Annotated in this window: 7 protein-coding genes; all 7 read right to left on the bottom strand. The window is 61.1% G+C overall.

All coding sequences use genetic code 11. The features are described from left to right. Window positions 1-29: 29 nt before the first annotated feature. Complete coding sequence (locus tag OH491_RS10310) at window positions 30-1,355, bottom strand: MFS transporter (RefSeq protein WP_068771484.1); 1,326 nt, start codon at window positions 1,353-1,355, stop codon at window positions 30-32. A 214-nt stretch (window positions 1,356-1,569) separates the two neighbouring features. After that, a complete protein-coding gene (locus OH491_RS10305; protein ID WP_145928939.1) occupies window positions 1,570-3,807 on the bottom strand; it encodes a glycosyl hydrolase family 32 in 2,238 nt (745 codons plus the stop codon). 33 nt (window positions 3,808-3,840) lie between these two features. Further along, window positions 3,841-10,170 (bottom strand): autotransporter-associated beta strand repeat-containing protein, encoded by a 6,330-nt coding sequence (locus OH491_RS10300; protein ID WP_068771485.1) that lies wholly within the window; start codon window positions 10,168-10,170, stop codon window positions 3,841-3,843. Between the two features lie 51 nt (window positions 10,171-10,221). Continuing rightward, on the bottom strand, window positions 10,222-13,446 hold the full coding sequence (locus OH491_RS10295; RefSeq protein WP_068771486.1) for a TonB-dependent siderophore receptor: 3,225 nt from the start codon (window positions 13,444-13,446) through the stop codon (window positions 10,222-10,224). A 262-nt stretch (window positions 13,447-13,708) separates the two neighbouring features. Further along, on the bottom strand, window positions 13,709-14,797 hold the full coding sequence (locus OH491_RS10290; protein WP_068771487.1) for a nucleoside hydrolase: 1,089 nt from the start codon (window positions 14,795-14,797) through the stop codon (window positions 13,709-13,711). 178 nt (window positions 14,798-14,975) lie between these two features. Continuing rightward, on the bottom strand, window positions 14,976-18,080 hold the full coding sequence (locus OH491_RS10285; RefSeq protein WP_068771488.1) for a sialate O-acetylesterase: 3,105 nt from the start codon (window positions 18,078-18,080) through the stop codon (window positions 14,976-14,978). A 119-nt stretch (window positions 18,081-18,199) separates the two neighbouring features. Further along, a complete protein-coding gene (gene rbsK / locus OH491_RS10280) occupies window positions 18,200-19,129 on the bottom strand; it encodes a ribokinase (RefSeq protein WP_068771489.1) in 930 nt (309 codons plus the stop codon). Between the last annotated feature and the right edge of the window lie 119 nt (window positions 19,130-19,248).

Here is a 19,248-nt window from a genome sequence, read left to right as displayed (position 1 = left end):
GATGCGCGAAGGGCAAAGGGACGTGGTTGCTATCCCACCTCGCCGGGGGACACGGGCTTGAGCCTGGGTGCAAGGATGTGAAACAGCGCCAGCGACACGAGGTAGCAGGAGCCGGCGATGATGAAGAGCGTGCGATAGACGGAGTTGTTGTCCGCGCCGGCGGCAACGTTCTGGAAGAGCCACTTCGTCACCCAAAGCAACGTCATCGCGCCGAAGGCTCCGGCGGTGCCGCCGAGTCCGACCACCGAGGCGACCGCGCTCTTGGGAAACATGTCCGAAACCGTCGTGAATATATTGGAGGAAAATCCTTGGTGCGCCGCCGCGGCGAGCGCGACGAGGCCGACAGCCACCCACTCGTTGGCGACCACGCCCGCGAACGCCACCGGCACGGTGCACAGCGAGCAGGCGAGCAGCGCGGTTTTGCGTGACGCATTCACCGACCAGCCGCGCCCCAGCAGGAAGGTGGAAATATAACCGCCGCCGATGCTGCCGAGGTCGGCGGTCACGTATATAATGACAAAATGCAGCCCGAACTCGGTGATGGAGAGGTTGAACTTCTGGTTGAAAAACAGCGGGAGCAGGTAGAAATACCAGCGCCAGGCGGCGTCGGTCATGAATTTCGCCACGATGAACGCCCACGTTTGTTTCAGTCGCAACAGCACCAGCCACGGGATTTTTTTGGAGACCGGCTCCGGCGGGTCGCTTTCAATATAAGCGCGCTCGTCCGGCGAGAGGCGTTTTGATTTCGCGGGTGTTTGATACAGCAGCAGCCAGACGGCGAGCCAGACGAAGCCGGCGGCGCCCGTGACCAGAAACGCGCACTGCCAGCCGAACTGGACAAACAGCCACGGAACGAGCAGGGGCGCGGTGATGGCGCCGACGTTGCTGCCGGAGTTAAAAATGCCCGCGACCAGGGCGCGCTCCTTGCGGGGGAACCACTCGGCGGTGGTTTTCACGGCGGCGGGGAACACGCCGGACTCGCCGAGGCCGAGCAGGAAGCGCATGAAGCCGAAGCCGGCGATGGTGCTCATCAGGGCGTGGCCGGCGGCGGCGAGGCTCCAGGTGACAATGGACAGCACAAAACCGCGCCGCGTGCCGAGCCAGTCGAGCAGCCGCCCAAAGCTCGCCAAGCCGATAGCGTAGGCGATCTCGAAGCAGAAGACAATGTCGGTGTAGTCAGCGGGCGTCCAGCCGAACTTCTTTATCAACTCGGGCGAGAGGATGCCGAGCACAAAGCGGTCGAGATAATTGATGGTAAGCGCGAAAAACAGCATCGCGCAGATGCTCCAGCGGAAAAAACCGCGTTTTGCCGGCGTGGCCGGAAGGGAACTGCGGACGGGGGAGTTTGAATTCATGGCGAAAATGATTTTGGGAAATTTTCAGTTGGTTTTCAGGCGCATGCCCGAGGTTAATTGGTCGATGGACGGTGATGCGGAAGGGATGCTTCCTCTCAACTTCCACCTCCAAAGGTATAAACAATGTTCTGATACATCTGTTAACGATGTCTTGACTCCATGCACGGAGGCTTCGCCCTGCCATGATAAGTCTAAAAATATTTCGCAAATGGTATTATTGGTTGAGTTGTTTGACGAACCCGGCGTTCGGCGCGTAGGCATCCTTGCCGCGTGTGTCGATATTGGAGATGAACCCAGGGCCGCCGCCCGCGACGTATCCGTCGCTGCGTCCGCTTTCGTCGCGGCTCACCCAGAATGCGTAGAGCTTGCCCTGCCTTAGTTTAAACTCGAAGCGCACGGGCTTGCCCGCAAGCGGGGAGAGGTCGCCGCCGCCTTTCCACGTCATCTGGCCAATCGTCGTGTCGCCGCGCAGTCCCTCGCAATTTTCAAACGTGAAGGGGGCGACCGGCTTGCCGTCGAGTCCGACGACTTGCGCCAGCAGCTCGCCCTTGGGCGCATCCACGTTCACGAAAAGATGTTTTCCGGAAAACATAACCGGGCGCGTGGTGAGCGTTCCCCCGCCTTGCGCGTTCATCGACGCAAAGCCATCGCGGCGCAAAATGGCGACGCCCATCGCGCCGTTGACGTGCATGCCGGATCCCATGATGCCGCCGGGAGCCTTCGGATCCCATTTGCGGGAGGGGTCGCCCGCAAATGCGGTGTAGTAGATGAGCAGTTTGTCACCGCGCACGGCCATGAGGTTGCCGACGCTTTGGACGTAGCCGCAGTCCCAGTCGCCGTATTTTTGCGTGGGTTTGATGGCGAGCGAGCGGTCGGGGCGGTCCCAGTGAAAACCGTCGCGGCTGTAAGCGAAATTGAGCGCGGTGAGCTTGGGCAGGCCGCGCGCGGCCCAGTATCTATTCTCGGGGCCGTAGAAGAGCTGAAAGAACGAGACGAGGATGCTTTCATAGGCGCAGGTGTCGATGTTGTAGAGCTGGATGGTAAAATCGTCGTTCTCGGGGATGCCGTCATCGAAGTGTTTGTCGAGTTTGTCGGCGCGCGCCCAAAAGACGGGCGTGGAAGGGGTCCACTTGGCGCCTTGGACAAAGGTGTCGGCCTCGACGTAGCCGCGGGAGCGTCCGATGCCCCAGTTGTTGAGTTCCCAGCGCAGGGAGAAAACCCATTTTTTGCGGAAAGGGTTGTGGAAAAACGTGGGGCGATCGCCGGTGTGTCCGCCCCAGCCGTGGTCTTTCCAGTGGATGCCGTCGGGCGAAGTGTAGACGCGTCCGCGGCGTCCGTCGAGGTTTGCGGGGCGCATGAAGAGTTTGTATTTTTCCAGGGGATTGGTTTCCAAGAAATCATAGACGACGCTCCATGAGTCGGGGGCGCGGTCGAGGATTTTGTTGGTGCCGGGAAACACATCGAGCGAGGGGCGCTCCCAGTTAAGGCCGTCCTTGCTCGTGGCGTAGGCGAGGTTGGTGAGGTGGCCGGCTTCATACCAGATTTCGAAAAGCTGCTTGTCGTGATTCCACCAAATGGAGCCACCGAGGGGGGCGGCAACGGGGCAGTCGGCATAGACGGATTTTTTCTCAAGCCCGGTCTCGGGTTTGAGCACGGGGTTGCCCTTGTATTTTTCGGGTTTGTGGAATTCGCGGGCGAGGGATGTTTTTTCGATGAGGAAATCGTCGACAAACAACTGGCGCCCGATGTCGATGGGCACCACGTTCGGGCGTTTTTTCAGGTAGGGAATTTCCGGAGGCCCATCCGAGTGGATGTTGCGATGGGGCGGCCATTGTCTCGGGAGGACGATGTTGTTGTATAGCGTCTCGCCGGTCACGCGACAGGGGGTGGCGACGCCAGCGAGGAGGGTGCGCGCGGGCATGGTGATTTTTTCGCCCGGCGCAATGGAGCGCGTATGGACGATCAGGGTGCGGTCGGGGAATTTGTCGGGCTGTCTCGCAAGGCGCAGGGTATCCTTTTCCTTGAAGCCTTGTTCCTTGAGGGATTCGAGGGCGCTGGTGTCGGAGGAAAACGCGATGCCGATGATGTCGCCGGCCTTGGCGCACTCGAAGGCGTGCCGGCGGTCGGAGGGGAGCAGGAAGAATTCGCGCCCGTCGAGGTAAGCGGGGATTTTTTGCTTCTTTGCGAAGTTGCGTTCGTACTCGTATTTTTGGTCGCTGAAGAAAAGTTCCGACTCCAGGACGACATCGGTTGAGATGGCACCGAAATCAAACGGCTCATCGAAGAGCGGAGTCATCGTGGCCGAGTTCCACGGGGCGTTGCTTAGGGCGGCTTGGTAGATGATCGGCATGCTGGCTTGCGTCACCGCCTCCCCTCCCAAGGGGAGAGGGGAGGCCGGCAGGAGCGGCATTGTTGCGACGAGCAACAGGGCGAGAAGTGTGTTTCCTTTCATTATGTGGAGTGCGTTTTAATAGTGAGGAGTGTTTTACCACATGCAGGTGACACCGAGGTTGATGCTGTAGCCCTCGGCCTGACGCCCGTAATAACAGGCTGCGTCAAGGCCGGCGGAGATCCAGCGGGTGAAGCGCACGGAGACGCCGGCGTTGAGCATGACGGAGCCGCCGCCGATGTCGTTTTTGTAAGTGCTGTCGGCAACGTGGAGTTCGCTCTTGCCGTCGAAATCATACGCGAGGCTGGTGCGCGCGTAGAGGGAGAGGCTTTGTTGCTGGCGGCCGGTGAATTGGAAGTCTTGCGAGAGAAGGGCGCCGGCGCGCGCCTCGATGGAGTCGGTGTTGTAGATGCGATAATGGCGGCCGTAGGGATCGGTGGTGTCGTCCGTCTCGATGCGCTGGCCCGTGAGCTGGAGTTGGGGCTGGAACATCAGGCTTTTGCGCAGCTTGACAACGCGGCCCTTGTCCGCCCTGGCATCATGGCCTTCGACAGGGTCGCCCAATGCGGTCACGAAGGTGCGGCCCGCTTCCGCCGAGAAGCCGTAGCTTTGGCCTTTTGTCTTGAATGAGGGTCTGCCGGGCACGGAGACATAATAATCGCCATTGGAGTAGCGCAGGATGAGATTCGTGAACCAGTGGCCTTTTCTTTCCGTGTAATAAATGCCCCCGCCGTTTGACTCGGCGAGCAAGTCCGCGGCTTTCCCGGACAGGTGCAGGTCCGACTTCGCATAGTCGTAGAAGGCGCCAATCGCCATGAAGTTATTGCCATCCTTGGTGGCGGCCCAGTCGGCGCCGACTTGCACGCCCTGTGTATTGGCTTTCATGCCGTCGTAGGCGGTGTCGGTGATTTTGTCGTGACGGTGCATGCCGTTGGCCCACAATTCGAGCAAGTGGCCGCGATTGCCGAAGCGCTCGAATTGCATACGCTGGCTCAGTGAGGCGATGGCGGCCTTGTTGACGAGCAGGGCGGCGGCATCGGCACCGAGCATCGCGGGCGCGGTTGCGATTGGGTCGGCAAGCCAGCGGCCAGCGCTGCCATTGTCGTTGATTTCCCATGTGTATTTTAATCCGCCAAACTCGATGACGCTGTTGTCGGATTGTGTGAAGGTGCCGCGTGAGGCGGTGCCGTCCCACGAGATGATGTCGTTGGGCAGGATTCCGTCGGACAGGGAGTCGGGGATGATGAGGCTCCCGAAGTCAACGGTGGTGTTGCCAGCGGCGTTTCCGGCGACGTGAAGCCGGTCGTATACCATGGTGGTGCCGGAAAGGTCGAGGCCGAGGAAGAGCTTCCCGTCGGAGCCTGTGTAGTTGCCGGCGATGGTGACGGTTCCATGGGTGGCGTTGCCGCCGGCCTTGCCGATGCGTAGAATGGCGTTGTTGTTGAATTGAGTCGTGCCGAGAGTCTTGCCGCCGGGCACCACGAGCGTGCCTGCGTCGAGGTTGAGGGTGGCGGTGGAAAGCGCGCCCGAGAGCAGCAGCCAGCCCTCGCCGATCTTGGTCACGACGCCGGTGCCGGCGATCGAGCCGGCAAAATCGTCGTTGAAAGACTGATCAAAGACAAGATGGCCGTGGTTGGTGATGTTACCTCGCAGACTGGTGGTGTTACCCTGCAAGGTGCCCGCTGTGATGACGATGCCGCCTGAGTGGGTGGGCTCGCCCTTGAGCACGAGCGTGCCGGCGCCATCCTTCGCGAAGGTGCCAGGACCGGAAATCACGCCGCTCCATGTGGCGGTGGCGGCCAGCGGCACACTGATTGTTCCTCCGCCGGCGCGCAGCTCGATGGCGCGGCCGCTCGTGAATCCGTCGCTCTCGATGGCAAGTTTGCCGCCGTCAAACACGACCTCGCGGTAAAGCGCGTTGTCGATAAGGCCGAGCTGGTTGTCAGCGGTGACTTGCAGCGCGCCGCTTTTGAGCAGCGTGTAGCCGGCGTAGTTGTTGACGCCGGTCATCTTGGCGACGCCGCCAGGGCCGGTATCGACGACAACGAAGAGGCCCTGCTTTGTGGACGAACCGATGTCGAAGCCGACGCTGCCCGCGCGCAGGGTGATGCAGTCGTTGGTTCCGATTACGCGGCCGCTGTCGCCAATGAGATTGAGGCCGCTCCAGTCGTTGGCGGTGGCGCCGGTTGGATCATAGATGCCGCCTTCGGAGAGGTCGAGCCAGCCGCCGTTGAGGACAAAGGTGTGCAAACCTGACGAGGCGGGGAAGCTGGTGAAGCTGCGCAGCATAACCACGCCGGCGTCGATGCTGGTGGCGGCGTGGCCGAGCGCGGAGGCGTTGGAATACACCAGCGTGCCCGAGCCGGTTTTGATGAGCGTGCCCGCGCCGCTGGTCGCGGCGGACAGTGTGAGCTCGTTTGAACCGGCAATGAGAGCAGTGACGTTGCCGCTGATTGCGGCCGCGCCGGAGAGCGTGCCGCGCCCGGCAAGCGTGGAGCTGTCGGCAAGTTGGAGGGCCGCGATGTGCAGCGCGCCGTCGCCCACACTGAGCGTGGCGCCGGCGTCAACGCTGACGGCGGCGGCCGCGCCCGAGCCGGCCAGGAGCGCGCCGGAGCGGAGATTGACAGCCGTGCCCAGCGAGCCGCCGTCGAGCAGCAGGGAGCCTTGCGTGACATTGAGCGCGAGGTTTGCGGAATCGCTTGTGCCGGTGATGCGCAGCGCGCCGATGCCGGTCTTGGTGAGGGTGGCGCCGGCGCCCGCGACGGAGAGCGAGCCGGAGTAGGCGACTTCGAAAACGCCCGTGTCGAATGTGGCGTTCACGCCGTTGTCAACCACAATGGCCGAGGCGAGCGCGCCCGCGGCAGGGATGTCGGCGAGGGCGCGAAGCGTGCCGGCGGACTGGAAGGTGATTGCGGCGGCTGCGCCAACGGCGAGCTGATCGGCACGGTCGAACGCGATGAGGCCGCCTTCCGTGCCAATGCCGCCGATGTCGATGCCGCCGGTGAAGAGGTTGCCGCCGGTGTTGGCAAAGGTGAGTGTGCCGGCGCCGGTCTTGGTGAGTTTTTCATTGCCACCAATGCCCACCGCGCCCGAGGCGTTGCCAGTGATGGCGCCCGCGCCCGTGAAGCGGTAATCGCCGGTGCCGGTCACGGTCATGTCGGAGACAACCATGTCGTTCATGATTTCCACGTTGCGATAGACGGAATCGAAGACGGTGTCGTTGAATATGGTCGCGTCGTAGTCGGCGAAGGGTATGCCGGCCGCGCTCCAGTTTTCGGCGCTGCTGTTCCAGCGGCCGTTGTCAACGCCGGCGGCGTTACTGCCGCCCCACACGAGGACGGCGCTGGCCGTGGGCTGTATTGTGATTTGAAGCACGCCGGCCGCATCGCTGGCGGTGTAGGATTGACGGGGGTTGAGGAGGCTGCCCTTGAGCGTGAAAGTCGCGGTGTCCAACGCGCCGATGTTGCCGAGCGTGTAGGAGCCGGCGACCCAGTCGCTGATGTTGATGGTGTAGTTGCTGGTGATGCTGCCCGCTGCGAGCGTGGGCGTGGCGGCGGTTTGGAGCGCGGAGCTTTGGTTGCCGACGAGGAGCGTGAAGTCGAGCGTGGTGCCCGCGGCGAGGTCGAGTGTGCCAGCGTGGAGCGTGCCAGCGGTGCCGGGCATGCCGACTTGCAGGATGCCGCCCGTGAGGGTCGTGATGCTGCTTGCGGAGCCGGAACCGCCAAAGATTCCTCCGCTGGAAACGAGCACGCTGCCTCCGAGCTTCGCGCCCGAGGCGAGCAGGAATGAGCCGCCGTCAACGCGCGCGCTTGCGGCAAAGCTGGTGGAGCTGTCGGCGGCGTGGATGAACACGCCGCCGTTCGATTTTACAAACATGCCTGCTGTGGCCTGGATGAGGCCGGTATGCGTGAGTGTGCCGCCGGTGACGACATCGACGACCGCGGTGGCGGCGCCGTTCTGGATGATGAGATTGTTGCCGAGGCTGATCGTGCCCGTCCCGGCGCGCAGGGTGCTGGAATTGGAAAATGTGATGCCGTTTCCGCCGTCGCCAAGCTGGTCGGCGCGAGTAAACGCGATAGCGCCGGCATCGATTTCGATGCCGCCGGAGAAGGTGTTGCCGCCGGTGTTGGCAAAGGTGAGCGTGCCCGCGCCGGTCTTGACAAGTTTGCCGGTCGCCGGGGTGCTGAGTCCGCTGGAGCTGACGGTGTCGGCGGTGATGCCGCCAGCGCCCGCGAAGGCGTAGTCGGCAGTGACGTTCACGGTCATGTCGGCAACGGTGACGCCGGCGGCGTCGATTGTCACGGTGCCCGCACCAGTGTCGCCAAAGGTGACGCGGTCGCCGTCGAAGAAGAACAACTCGGTGGCGCCGGCGTCAGTCCAGTTGGCGTCGGTGGTCTCGGAGTTTTTCCAGATGGAGCCGGCGGCGCCGGTCCATGTTTGCCCGAAGTTGATGACGGCCAGCTCCAGCCAAGTCTCGGTGCCGGCGAGTTTGTAGTCCAAGTTGGCGCTGTAGCGGTTGGGGACGGCGTTGCCGTTGATGGTGCTGACGAGGCCGGCCGAGGAGATGTCGTTTGTCGTGGTGATGATTTTGTAGGTGCCGGTGATGGTGCTGTTGAAGTTGATGGTGCCGGAGCCGGCGATGGTGAGCGTGTTTGCGTTGAGCAAGTCGCTGCTGCCGGAGCCGAAGAGATCGATGTGGATGACGCCGCCGTTTGCGAGGGTGACGGGAGTGCTTGCGGCAAAGGCAAGCTTCTGCGTGGAATTGACGGTGGCGTCGGGCATTTCCGGATTGGCGGAGACGAGCGTGCCGACGGAGATGACCGCCGCGGAGAGCGCGCCGCCCGCGTCGATGGTGCCGGAGCCGAGCAGCGTGAGGCCGGTGGCGCCGACGAGCGGGGAGCCATGGGAAAGCGTGAGCGTGCCACCGCCGAGAACTTCAAGCGTGGATCCGGGATCAATCGCGATGCGGTTGGCGAGCAACACGCCGTTTCCGGAAATCGTGGCAGGCGATTTTAACGTAATGGTGCCGGAGGTGGTGTTGCCGCCGTAGGTGGCTCCTCGCGTCAGACGGAACGTGCCGGAGTTGATGAGGGTGTCTGCGACGAGGGCGGTGTTGCGGGTGTCGAAAAGGAGGGTCCCGTCACCATCCTGGATAATTCGCACGGTGGCGTTCGCAAGCGCGGTGATTGGATCGTAGAATGAAATAGTGTGTGCATTGGCGCCGGAGCCGGTGTTGAGATAAAGTCGGCGCTCGGTGCCGGCGGCGAGGGCGCTGTTAATATGAATGGCATTGGGAGTGCTGGTGGTGGCGGCCATGGCCATGTTGCCCTTGAAGGTGATGTCGCCCGCTGTGGCGTTGAGCGTGCCGGAGCGCGTCACTGCCGCGCTGTTGTCAGCCCAGTAAATCGCGCCGCCGGTGCCGTGGGCGGTGTTGTTGGAAAAGGTGCTGCTGCCGCCAATATACCAGTCGCCCTGCAAGGCAAAGGCGCCGCCAGCGCCATTGGTGGCGACAACGGAGCCAGTGTTGCGGAGGCCGGCGGTGTTGCTGATCGCAATGACGTTCTTTTCCATATACATGCTTTTATTGAGAGTTTGCATATATATGGCGCCACCCATGGTGGCGCTGGTGTTCATCGTAAAGGTGGCGGAATCCATGAACACAGCGTCACCCAAAATGTAAAGCCCGCCGCCGTGGTGGCTGGAATAGTTTTTAGAAAAAACAACCGGGGCCTCAAAAATGATCTTGCTGTTAGTATTCGACGCCGTGACAGCGCCGGCTTGACCGTTGGCGCTGGTATTGTTTATAAACTGCGTCGTGCCCTTGAAGGTGATCGTGCCGGCGTCCGCATAATAAACGGCGCCACTGCGATACGCCGAGTTGTCTTCAAAAATTAAATTGCCGCCGAACACGATCGACATGTTTGAAGGGGCGCCGGGCCCCTCGCTGCCGAAGGCACCGCCAAAGCGCCCGTAATTGTTTCTGAACTGGATATCGCCGTCAATATACATCGTGCCGCCGTCGTTGCCGGAGTAATGGAGGGCGGCGCCGGAGAGAGTGGAGGCTGTGCCACCGGTGAGGATGATATTATCAAACCGCCAGGTCCCGCTGTTTTGCAGGCTGATCATAAGGGCATTGGCGGAGCCCGTGCCGGCGATGGTGCTCGGGCCGGAGCCTCCTGCAATGATGGAAAACGGGATGTTGTTTGGCGACCACTCCGAGACCAGCGCCACGCTGCCGGACAGCGTGATGGTGTTTGGGCCGGAGGGGTCAAGCGCACTGAGCGCCGGAAGTGCTCCACCGTCCGGAACTGTGATATCGGCAGCGACGGCGCGCGGCGCGTGGCAGGAGATGCCGAGCATGAGCGGCAGGATGTGGAGGAGGGAGAAGCCGCGTTTGTCGGTGGGATTTTGGGCTTGGTGTTTCATAAGTTTTTATGGGTTTTATGGTTTTGTTTGAATTTTGTCGGGATGGATATTTTAGAATCTCACTGAGGCCGAGAAGGTGAAATTACGCGGCGTGATCCAGTAATACTTCACCGGTGTCATGGTGCGGGCGGAGGTTACCTTGCCGTCTACCGGGCTCAGCACCGGGCGCAGCGCCGACTCATAATAGATGGGCTTGTCGTAATCAAAGAGGTTGGCGACGCGCAGGTTGAATTTGACCGTTGTTTTCCGATTGACGCGCCATTCATAATAAAGTGTGGCGGTTGCGATGGTGTAGCCGGGCTGATAAACAACGTCCAGCGGCCCCACGAACGGGTCGTCAATCACCTGCGTCGTGCCTCCCGGTCCTTCGATTGTGACTGTGTCACTGCCACGATAGCCGATTACTGACCTGCCGCGATAGTTGGCGCCGACGCCGATGCGCAAGCCCTTAAGCGGGCCGTTTCGTAATGTATAATCGGTGAAGACATTCATCGTTTTTCCCACGAGCCTGGAGCGTTTTTGCTTTTCATGTGTAAGGGAGGCACGCCACGCCTGTAAGTTGTTCCAAGCCCCGACGGCCGAGTCGGCGTCGGGCCTGCTGCCCGCGGGGATCGCGGTGTCCACGTAAGCGGCGTCGCCCCTGAATGCGCCGCCGGCGTCCTCCACGATTAGCCGCAGGGTGGCCTCATTTCTGGCCAGATAATTGCGCATATGAGGGTAGGTGTCAGTCTGGTAGGCGTCCGTGAGGGAGCCGTTCACCATGAGGCGCCAGCCGCGGGTCATGTTCGCGGTGATGTCGAGTTCCCAGCCGGAGACCTCGCTGGTAACGGTGTCACCTATGCCAGAGTGAGGGGGGGCGAGGTTGCGTTTATTAATCTCGTTGACCGAGGAGAAGCCAACCGGAGTGCTCCTGACAATGCTGTCGATATAATTGAAGGTTAAGCCCAGGGCGGCGCCAGTGTTTTTCTCACGCCCTGTATAACGAATGATATTGGCCATGAAGCGTTGTTTGAGCGCGGTGATGCGAACGCCGAAGTCGCGGCCATCACCGGACCGGGCGTCAAGCATGTTGCCTTCTATGGAATAACGGGTGATGGTGGGGACAAAGGACTCGGCATAGTTGGCAAAGAGGCTGATGTTTTGGTTCAGGTGATAGACGGCGCCAAAGCTGTAAGTGGTGGTGGTTTCCTTTTTTTCGGGGGTATTATAATCATCCTGGAAGCGCACGCCATTATAGCGCGGGTCGCCTTCACCGTAGTGAGGATCGCCGGCCGTGGTAATGCGCGGGCGTATGTCGGCGGGCAATACCGGGCCGGAGGGATTGCCTGCCGCATCGCGGATCTGGTAGGTGAGCGAAGCCCAGTCCGAAGGCGCATCGGGCTTGAGGATGAGGTCCCTGCCATTCCAGTCCGTCGGGTAATCGAATTGCGAGATGGTAACGCGCTGGCGCGTCAGGTGGTCGTCCATGCGGAGGGCAGCAAGAAGATTGAGGCGTTTCTTGAAGAATTTGGCGTCGCCGGCGAATTGTATATAATTATATTCCGTGAGGGAGCGTTGGTTCATAGTGCTGGTTGCGAGTTCGCCGCGCACCAAGCCGGCCGTGGCTATCCTCGGCGAGGCGCCCGTGTCCAGAAACGTCCATTTTCTATCGGACAAGTCGTAGGGGCGCGAGGTGTCTGTGTTATGATAATAACGGAAATACACGAGTTTTTCAGTCGGCCAGTAACGATGGTCCTCGTTGTCCTTTATGGCATAAACCCATGTGTCCTGCTTGCTGTCGGAGCGGGAGTAGCCGCCGAGGGCGTTGATGCGGAAACTGCCGTAACGGGTGTTGTCCAGCACGTAGGCCAGGGCGAGGCGGGCGTTGATATTATCGCTGGTGCGGATGTGGGGCCGGCCTGGGCCCTCGCCATACGGCTCAAGGAAATTGGGATTGTCTTGGCCGTTCGGCAGCTTGGTGTTCACGTCAATATACATACGCGTAAGGCCGCCGTTTGAGTATCTGTCGCCACTTTTTTCCACTCCCGAGAAATTCACCGCGGCCTCGGCGTAGAATTTCCGCTTTATCTGGTGGGTGGCCGCGAGTGTGTAATTGTAATATTTCTCAGTATAGAGCGGCGCGTCAACATACGCAGTCTGCTTGCGGGAGGGAGTGGTGAAATGTGAATTGGCCTCGATGGTTTCAAGCATGTCCGACGGCAGGTTGAGGCGCTGTCCAATCGGGGTGTCGCGGGCGTTGACCGCTGTGCTGGCCGCAGTGCGCGCCCAGCCCTTGTAGTTCGCCAGGAGTTTGGCCCCGCTGGAGGGTGTGAAGATGATAGTATCGTTCTGGTAGGGAGAGATGCCCGCCGGCGCCGAGCCTCCGCTGGGGATGGGACCGCTGTAGGTATGGGTGCCGCTCCAAGCGCTGAAGTGGTCGTCTAAATTGCTGCCCAAGGCCGCCAGGTCTTTTTCGCCGACCTCCGCCTCGAAACGAAGCTCGGTGTTTTTGGTCGGGCTCCATGTGCCCGCCAGCGTGATGGCTTTTTTCTCTTCAAAATCGTGGTCTCGCCATCCATCGCGGTCAAGATACAGGGCGTTGAGGCGCAAGGCGAATTTGCGGCCAAGCGACTGGTTGTGGTCGAGTGTGCTGCGGACGTTGTTCCATGAGCTGTAGCCAAGGTTCACCATGGTGAATTGCCTATTCAGAATCGCGCGCTTGGAGACAGAGTTCGCGGTGCCGGCATAACCGCTGTTGCCGAAGAGGATGGAATTTGGGCCGCGCCCCATGTCGAGCCGATCAGTGTTATAGCCGTCAAAATTGAAACCGTAGGGAAAAAAATCGCGTTGCGGGGCGCCTGCCCCGACACCGCGCGACGCGATGTAAAAGTCGTTATTCGACCATTCGAGGTTGCCCGAATTCCTCTCTTCGGTGCTGTTGGGCAGCCACTGGGCCATATCGGAAAGGTCGGTGAGGCTGAGCGCCTCGATGAACTCGCTGGTGAGGACGGAATAGGCGACGGGGGTGTCCTTGAGGTCACCGCCGAGCCTGCCGCCGGCAAGCGAGGCCGCGGCCACGAAGCCCACGTCGCGGTCGGTGCTGACGACAAAGGGGCTGAGCATAACCACCTCGGCACTGGCATCGCCAGTGGCGCCTGTTTGCGATTGCTGTGCTTGCGCGACACGCCTGACGGCGGACGGGCTGAGCATGACGGTCTCGCCCTCGCCGGTCTCGGCTGACTGCGGTCGTTGCGATTGCGCGAAAAGGTTTCCGCCGCAGCCGACAGTCAGTGCCATAAGCCAAAAAGCGCCATGTGGGCACGGAAGCCACATGCGGCGAAACACGGTGGGAAAAGACGCTGGGCCTGATGGGTTGTGTGGAGATTTCATGTTGGGATTACGAATTACGATGGACGATTGAACAAGGGTGCTGGCACGCCGTTGGTGTTTTGGGTTTCAGCGGCTCGGAGCGCGTCACGCGCAAATCCACCGGGCACTGACGCGGGCCCTCAGCCCGCATGAATTTTGTCCGGACTGTCAGTTTGGGCACTCATTGAAATCACTTGGTTTTCGGGGGTTCGGAGGCGAGGGTGGAGATTATTTCCCGGAGGCTGGCAGCGTGGACGACATCCAGCTTAAGGCAGTAGTCGCGGCCCTCGGGTTGCTCGGCAAAAGTGGTGTGCCCCTCGGGGGTAACGGTGACACGGCCCTTGGGAGTGCGTTCGTAATAGGGGCGGTCGGGCCAGATGGCATAGAGGGCTGAAATGGGATCCCAGCAGGGGCGTTCGTGGGGCGTGGGAATGTAGGACTGGTAGGATTCGCGAACAGGATGGCTGGGGACATAGCCGAAGTCGTTTTCAATGCCAAAGGCGGGATAGCAGACTGCATTGCCGACTTCAAAGCCGCCCCAAATAATCGGCGTCGGCCACTCGTCGGCGAGTTTGCGAGCGGCGGGAACATCATGACGGATGTTGAACTCGACAACCTTCTTCACGCCTTCCTTTGGCTCGGAAAAGTCGCCGGCCATGATGGAGAGGAAGCGGATTTTTTTGGCGGCAAGATCGCGGCCATTGAGGGGGGAAATCGCGTCGGGTTTGGTGTCGAGGAGCGCGGCGAGATTGCAGGAAAAGCCGACTTGGGCGATGACGATGGAATTATCGTCGGCGGCGGCGAGGGTGCGGCGGAGCAGGTCAACGGCGCGTGGCGCCTTGGATGCGTCCCAAGTGTAGGGAAACGCCAGGGAACCGTCGGGGTTTTTGTGGTGCGCGATTTGCAGGAACTGCCGCTTGGGCTTCAAAACGCTCGGGGAATCGGTGTTGATGCCAATGGGAATACCGGGACGTCCATAGAAGGTGTTGACGGCGGCGACATATTCGGGGGCAAGGGGGTGGGGACAGGTGAGGGTGACTGCGAGCAGTTCGCAGGCGTTGCGATTCTGGAGGGCATGGATGATGGCGAGCGCAACGGCATCGTCCACGTCGTTGCCCATGTCGGTGTCGAAGATGAGTTTTACGGGCGAAGCAGGCACCGCGGGGCAGGAGGAAACGACTGAAGGACTGTTTTGAGCGTCAGCGACAGTCTGCCAAGGCTGATTGGCTGAAAAACAGAGGATGGCGAACAGAGGGAGGAGTGCATGAGGTGTTTTCATTGGACTATTTTAGCTGTGAATGGAGGTGAAGATTTCGGCAGGGCGGTTTAATTCGTATTATACTATTTCCCAGTTATTTATAGACTTATCGAACTGAGCCGCGGCTCGGCAGGAACCGCCTCGCCCTACCTAAAATATAAATTCCGTTCGGAGGTGGTATTATGGTTTGTTCTACTCGTTACTGCTTGCTGGCCCGGAAAGGGGAAAGGGGGAGGCCGGAGGCGTTCACCACGTTGGTGCCTTCGCAGGTGTTGCTCCAGGCATAGCGCACCGAGGCGGGCGACTTCACGGAAGGCGACGAGACGATTATGGTCTCGCCTTCGATGAGCGCTTCGGCGGGGACGAATTTTCCCCTGGCTCCCGCAATCTCGAAGCCGCCGACGGATTTGCCGTCGCGGGTTTTCAGGCCCTTGGCGGCGGCGTCGAAATGGCAGATGACCTTGTCGCCACGGATGACGGCTTTCTCGAAAAACGGCGAGGCGAAGGGTTTGGTGTCGTCACGGATGCCATAGGTGCCGGCCTGCACAAGCGATACGAGGCGTTCGCCGAGTTCGCGTTTGTTCTTGGGGTGGCGCGCGTCGCGTGGAACGTTCGTGAGGTCGCCAATGTCGATGCCGACGCTCACCCACACGTTTGGGATGTGGCGCGCGTTGGCTTGGGCCTCGCGCATGAGCGGCCAGTTCAAACTGCCCGCCGGCTCGTAGCTGCCCTTGTTGGAGATGTTCGCCAGTTGCACGACGTAGAACGGCAGGTCGGCGCGGCCCCAGAGGGCGCGCCAGCATTTGACCATGTCGTCGAGCATTGATTCGTAGGCGTAGGCGACGCGGACATCGGCCTCGCCCTGGTTCCAGAGCACGCCGCGCATGGCGTAGGGCGAGAGCGGGTAAATCATGCCGTTCCAGATGACGGCCTTGGCCAAGTGGGTGCTTTGCGGGAATTTCTCCAGTTGCTCGGCGTAATTGGCCGCCACTTTTCGAGCGTTCTGGTTCCGGTCGAAAACCTGCGCGGGCATCATGCTGAAAATGGGCGCGCCGCTGCGGTTGCAACTGATGATGCCCACGGGCACGCCGTCACGCGCGGCCGTGAGGCTTTTTGCGAAAAAGTATCCCATGCCGGTGAAGTCGCCGGCGGTCGCAGGAGTGCATACGCGCCACTCGCCCTCGCCAAAATTTTGCGGAGTTCCTGCGATGGTGTATTTCGATGTCCACACACGGATTTGGGGAAAGCTGGCGCGGGCGATTTCTGCATTTGCGTTCGGCGTGGCGTGTTTGAGCGAAAACGCGGCGTTGGATTGGCCGCCGACAAACCACACCTCGCCTGTCACGACATTGGTGAATGTTTTGTCGCCAATGACCAGATTGCCGCTTGTGCCGGCGGGCATTGGGTCGAGGTCGAGGCGCCAGTTGCCTTTGTCGCTGGCGGTGGTTTCCTTGTTTTGACCGGCGAAGGAAACAGCCACGCGCTGGCCGGGTGATGCCGTGCCCCAGACGGGGACTTTCATGCCGGCTTGCAGCACGGCGTTGTTGCCGAAGGGTGTCCCAGGGCGGATGGCGTCCGATTTGCCTGGCAGAAGCGCGGATGCTGCAGCGACTCCGGGCAGCAACACATCCATGTAACGAAAGGTCACGGATTCGAGGTCGCCCTTGTAGCTAAATTCGAAAATATTCTCGCCGTCTTTCAGCAGGCCGGCGGGCACCACCCATGCGCGGTAGTTTGCGGGGCTGCCCAGTCCTTCCCGGTAAGGCTCGGGGTAGGGGGCGGATACATCCTCGGTCGATTTAAGCGGCACGCCATTGAGCCGTGCCTTCCAAGCTGAGTCGCCCAATGACCTGCGCGATTGGATGCGCAGCTTGCCATCGGCGAGCCAGCCGCCGGCGGGCGGCGTCATGTCCATGAAGACTTTCTCCGCGATGCCTGCTTTCATCTGGGCGGGGAATTTGCGGGCTTCCGGGCGCATGGGGTTGTTGTCGCCGGATGCGAAGTAGTGCTGCGGTTGTTGGGCCAGCCAGTCCAAGTCGGAAATTTTTTCAAAAACCTCGTAGGGCGGCTCGGCTGTGGTTGCGAAGCCACTGGCGGCTTTGCCGTACATGGCGCGGTAGTATTGAAAATTAAAGGTGCTCACGGCGTCGGCCCCGCGGCGGCGGGCGAGATAGGCGGTGGTGCAAAGTTGCAGCGGGGTGCAGCGGCGCCGGGCCGATACCATTTGGCCGCCGCCTGCGTCAAAGTCGGTGCCACGAGCGCCAGTGTAATGCAACTCGGCGTACAGCGCCACATCGTCGGGAAGTTGTTTGCGCAGCTCGGCAATGGGCATTTGCGCATCTGTGTAGTAGTGGGCGGAGGCGTTGATGATGCCGACGCCCGCCTCGGACGCGAGCTTCGACAGGTTGACGCCCATGGGATCGTGCATCCAGGGATAAGCGGGGATGCGCATGCCGAGCCACAAATAGCGCCCGGCGCGCGCGCCCTTGGCGTCGAGGATTTCGCGGATTTGCCGGACCATGCTGGTGAGGATTTCAGCGCGTTGCGAGGAGGTGGTCTTGCGCTGGTTGAAGAGCGCCCAGTGGCGCACGAAGTCGAGTTCGAGTCCGTCGATGTCGTATTTGTCGACCAGTTCGCGGATTTGCTTGAGGCGGTATTCGCGCACCTGTGGCACGGCGAAGTCCATGGAGAGCTGGCCGGGGAGGTCGGCGTAGCCGTCGTCGCCGATGCGCCATTGTGGATTTTCCACGTAAAAAGGGCAGATGCCCGCTCTACGGCTGAATTCCGGCTCAGGCACTTTTCCGTTGTCGGCAGCGAAAATGTGATGCTGGTCGTTCATGCGGAACGAAGCGAAGGCTTGCTGGCCTGTCTTGCGGCATTCGTCCACGAAAACGCTCATCAGGTCGCCGCCGTTGAGTATGTAGGTTTCATAGTAGTGCAGCCGGATGTTTTTCGATTTTTTCCATGCCGCCTGTTCGGACATTGGCAAAACCTCGCTTTGCCACCACGGCACCCACCCATAGCCCGGCTGCATCATGTGCACATCAATGCCATGGCCGGCAACCTCAGCCACCGAGTCGCGGATGAATTTGTCTTTCACGGGAGGGCGTACGGGAAACTGGGTCCAGAGGCAGTTGACTATATTGGTGGCATCGTTGCTGTGCAGCACGCGGAACGACGCCTTGCCCGGGCGCGCGGGCGCCGACGGAGTGGCATCGGCTGCATTGACGGGAGCCGGGCAGATGGCAAGTAACGCGAGGCCGCAGAGGGTAAAAAGTCCTGCTTTTTTCGGGTTTGTTTTCATCGGATTTGTTTTCCCAGTTTATGAGCTGTTAATTTCATCACGACTTTTGCCGCAGGTGGGTGTATTCAAGATGTGTTTTGAATGCGGAGTGGATTCGGAGGGCTTCGCAAGCGGCACCCCTACAGTTTGGCCATGAAGCGTTCGATTTCCGCGCGGGTGGGAACGGAGGGCTGGGCGCCGAGGCGCGTCACCGAGATCGTGGCGGCGGCGTTGGCGAAACGAATGGCCTCGCGCAGGTCGCGGCCCTCGGCCAGCGCGACGGCCAGCGCGCCGTTGAAGGTGTCGCCGGCGGCGGTGGTGTCCACGCGCTTCACCTTGGGCACCGGGAGGGCGGCGGCGGTGCGTCCGTCGTCCACAAACGCGCCTTTCTCGCCGAGCGTGATGATGACGGTGCCCACGCCTTGCGCGCGGAGCGCGGCGGAAGCTTGTCTCGCGGAGGCTTCGTCGGTGACTTTTATACCGGTAAGTGTCTCGGCCTCGGTTTCGTTGGGAGTGAGAATGGACACGAGCCTGAGCAGCGCGGGCGGGAGTTTTTCCGAAGGCGCGGGCGCGGGATTGAGGATGATGGGCACGCCGTGTTTCTTCGCGAGCCTCGCGGCGGCGGTGACGGTGGGCAGCGGGGTCTCCAATTGCATGACGAGCGCCTTGCTGCCGGGGAAGGCGGCCTCCGCGGCGCGCACATCGGCGGGCGTGAGGCGGGCGTTGGCGCCGGAGGCCACGGCGATGCTGTTTTCGCCGGAATCGGCCACGAAGATGAGCGCGACACCGGAGGGCGTCTTCGCGTCGCGCAGGATGTGGCGGGTGTCGATCTTGTCGGCCTTGAACCCGGCGAGGGCCTGGTCGCCGAACATGTCCTTGCCGAGGCGGGCGATGAAGGCGACATCACCGCCGGCGCGCGCGGCGGCGACGGCCTGGTTGGCCCCTTTGCCGCCGGCCGCGGTGGTGAATTTGCCCCCGAGGAGGGTTTCGCCCGGGCGGGGAATGCGCGCGAGCTTGATGATCATGTCGGTGTTGGAGCTGCCGAGGACGAGGATGCGTGGCTTGGGCATGGAAGAATGGTTCGTTTTTAATAACCGCGAAGGGCGCGAAGGGCGCGAAGAAAAGCATGAAGACAGGCGGCTGTGGTTTTATAATATATTGAATAATATAGCGTGGCTTGGTTTTTAAT

It is taken from the genome of Termitidicoccus mucosus, from assembly GCF_038725785.1.
GTDB classification, from domain to species: Bacteria; Verrucomicrobiota; Verrucomicrobiia; order Opitutales; family Opitutaceae; genus Termitidicoccus; species Termitidicoccus mucosus.
This window is presented reverse-complemented; position numbering and strand designations above follow the sequence as displayed.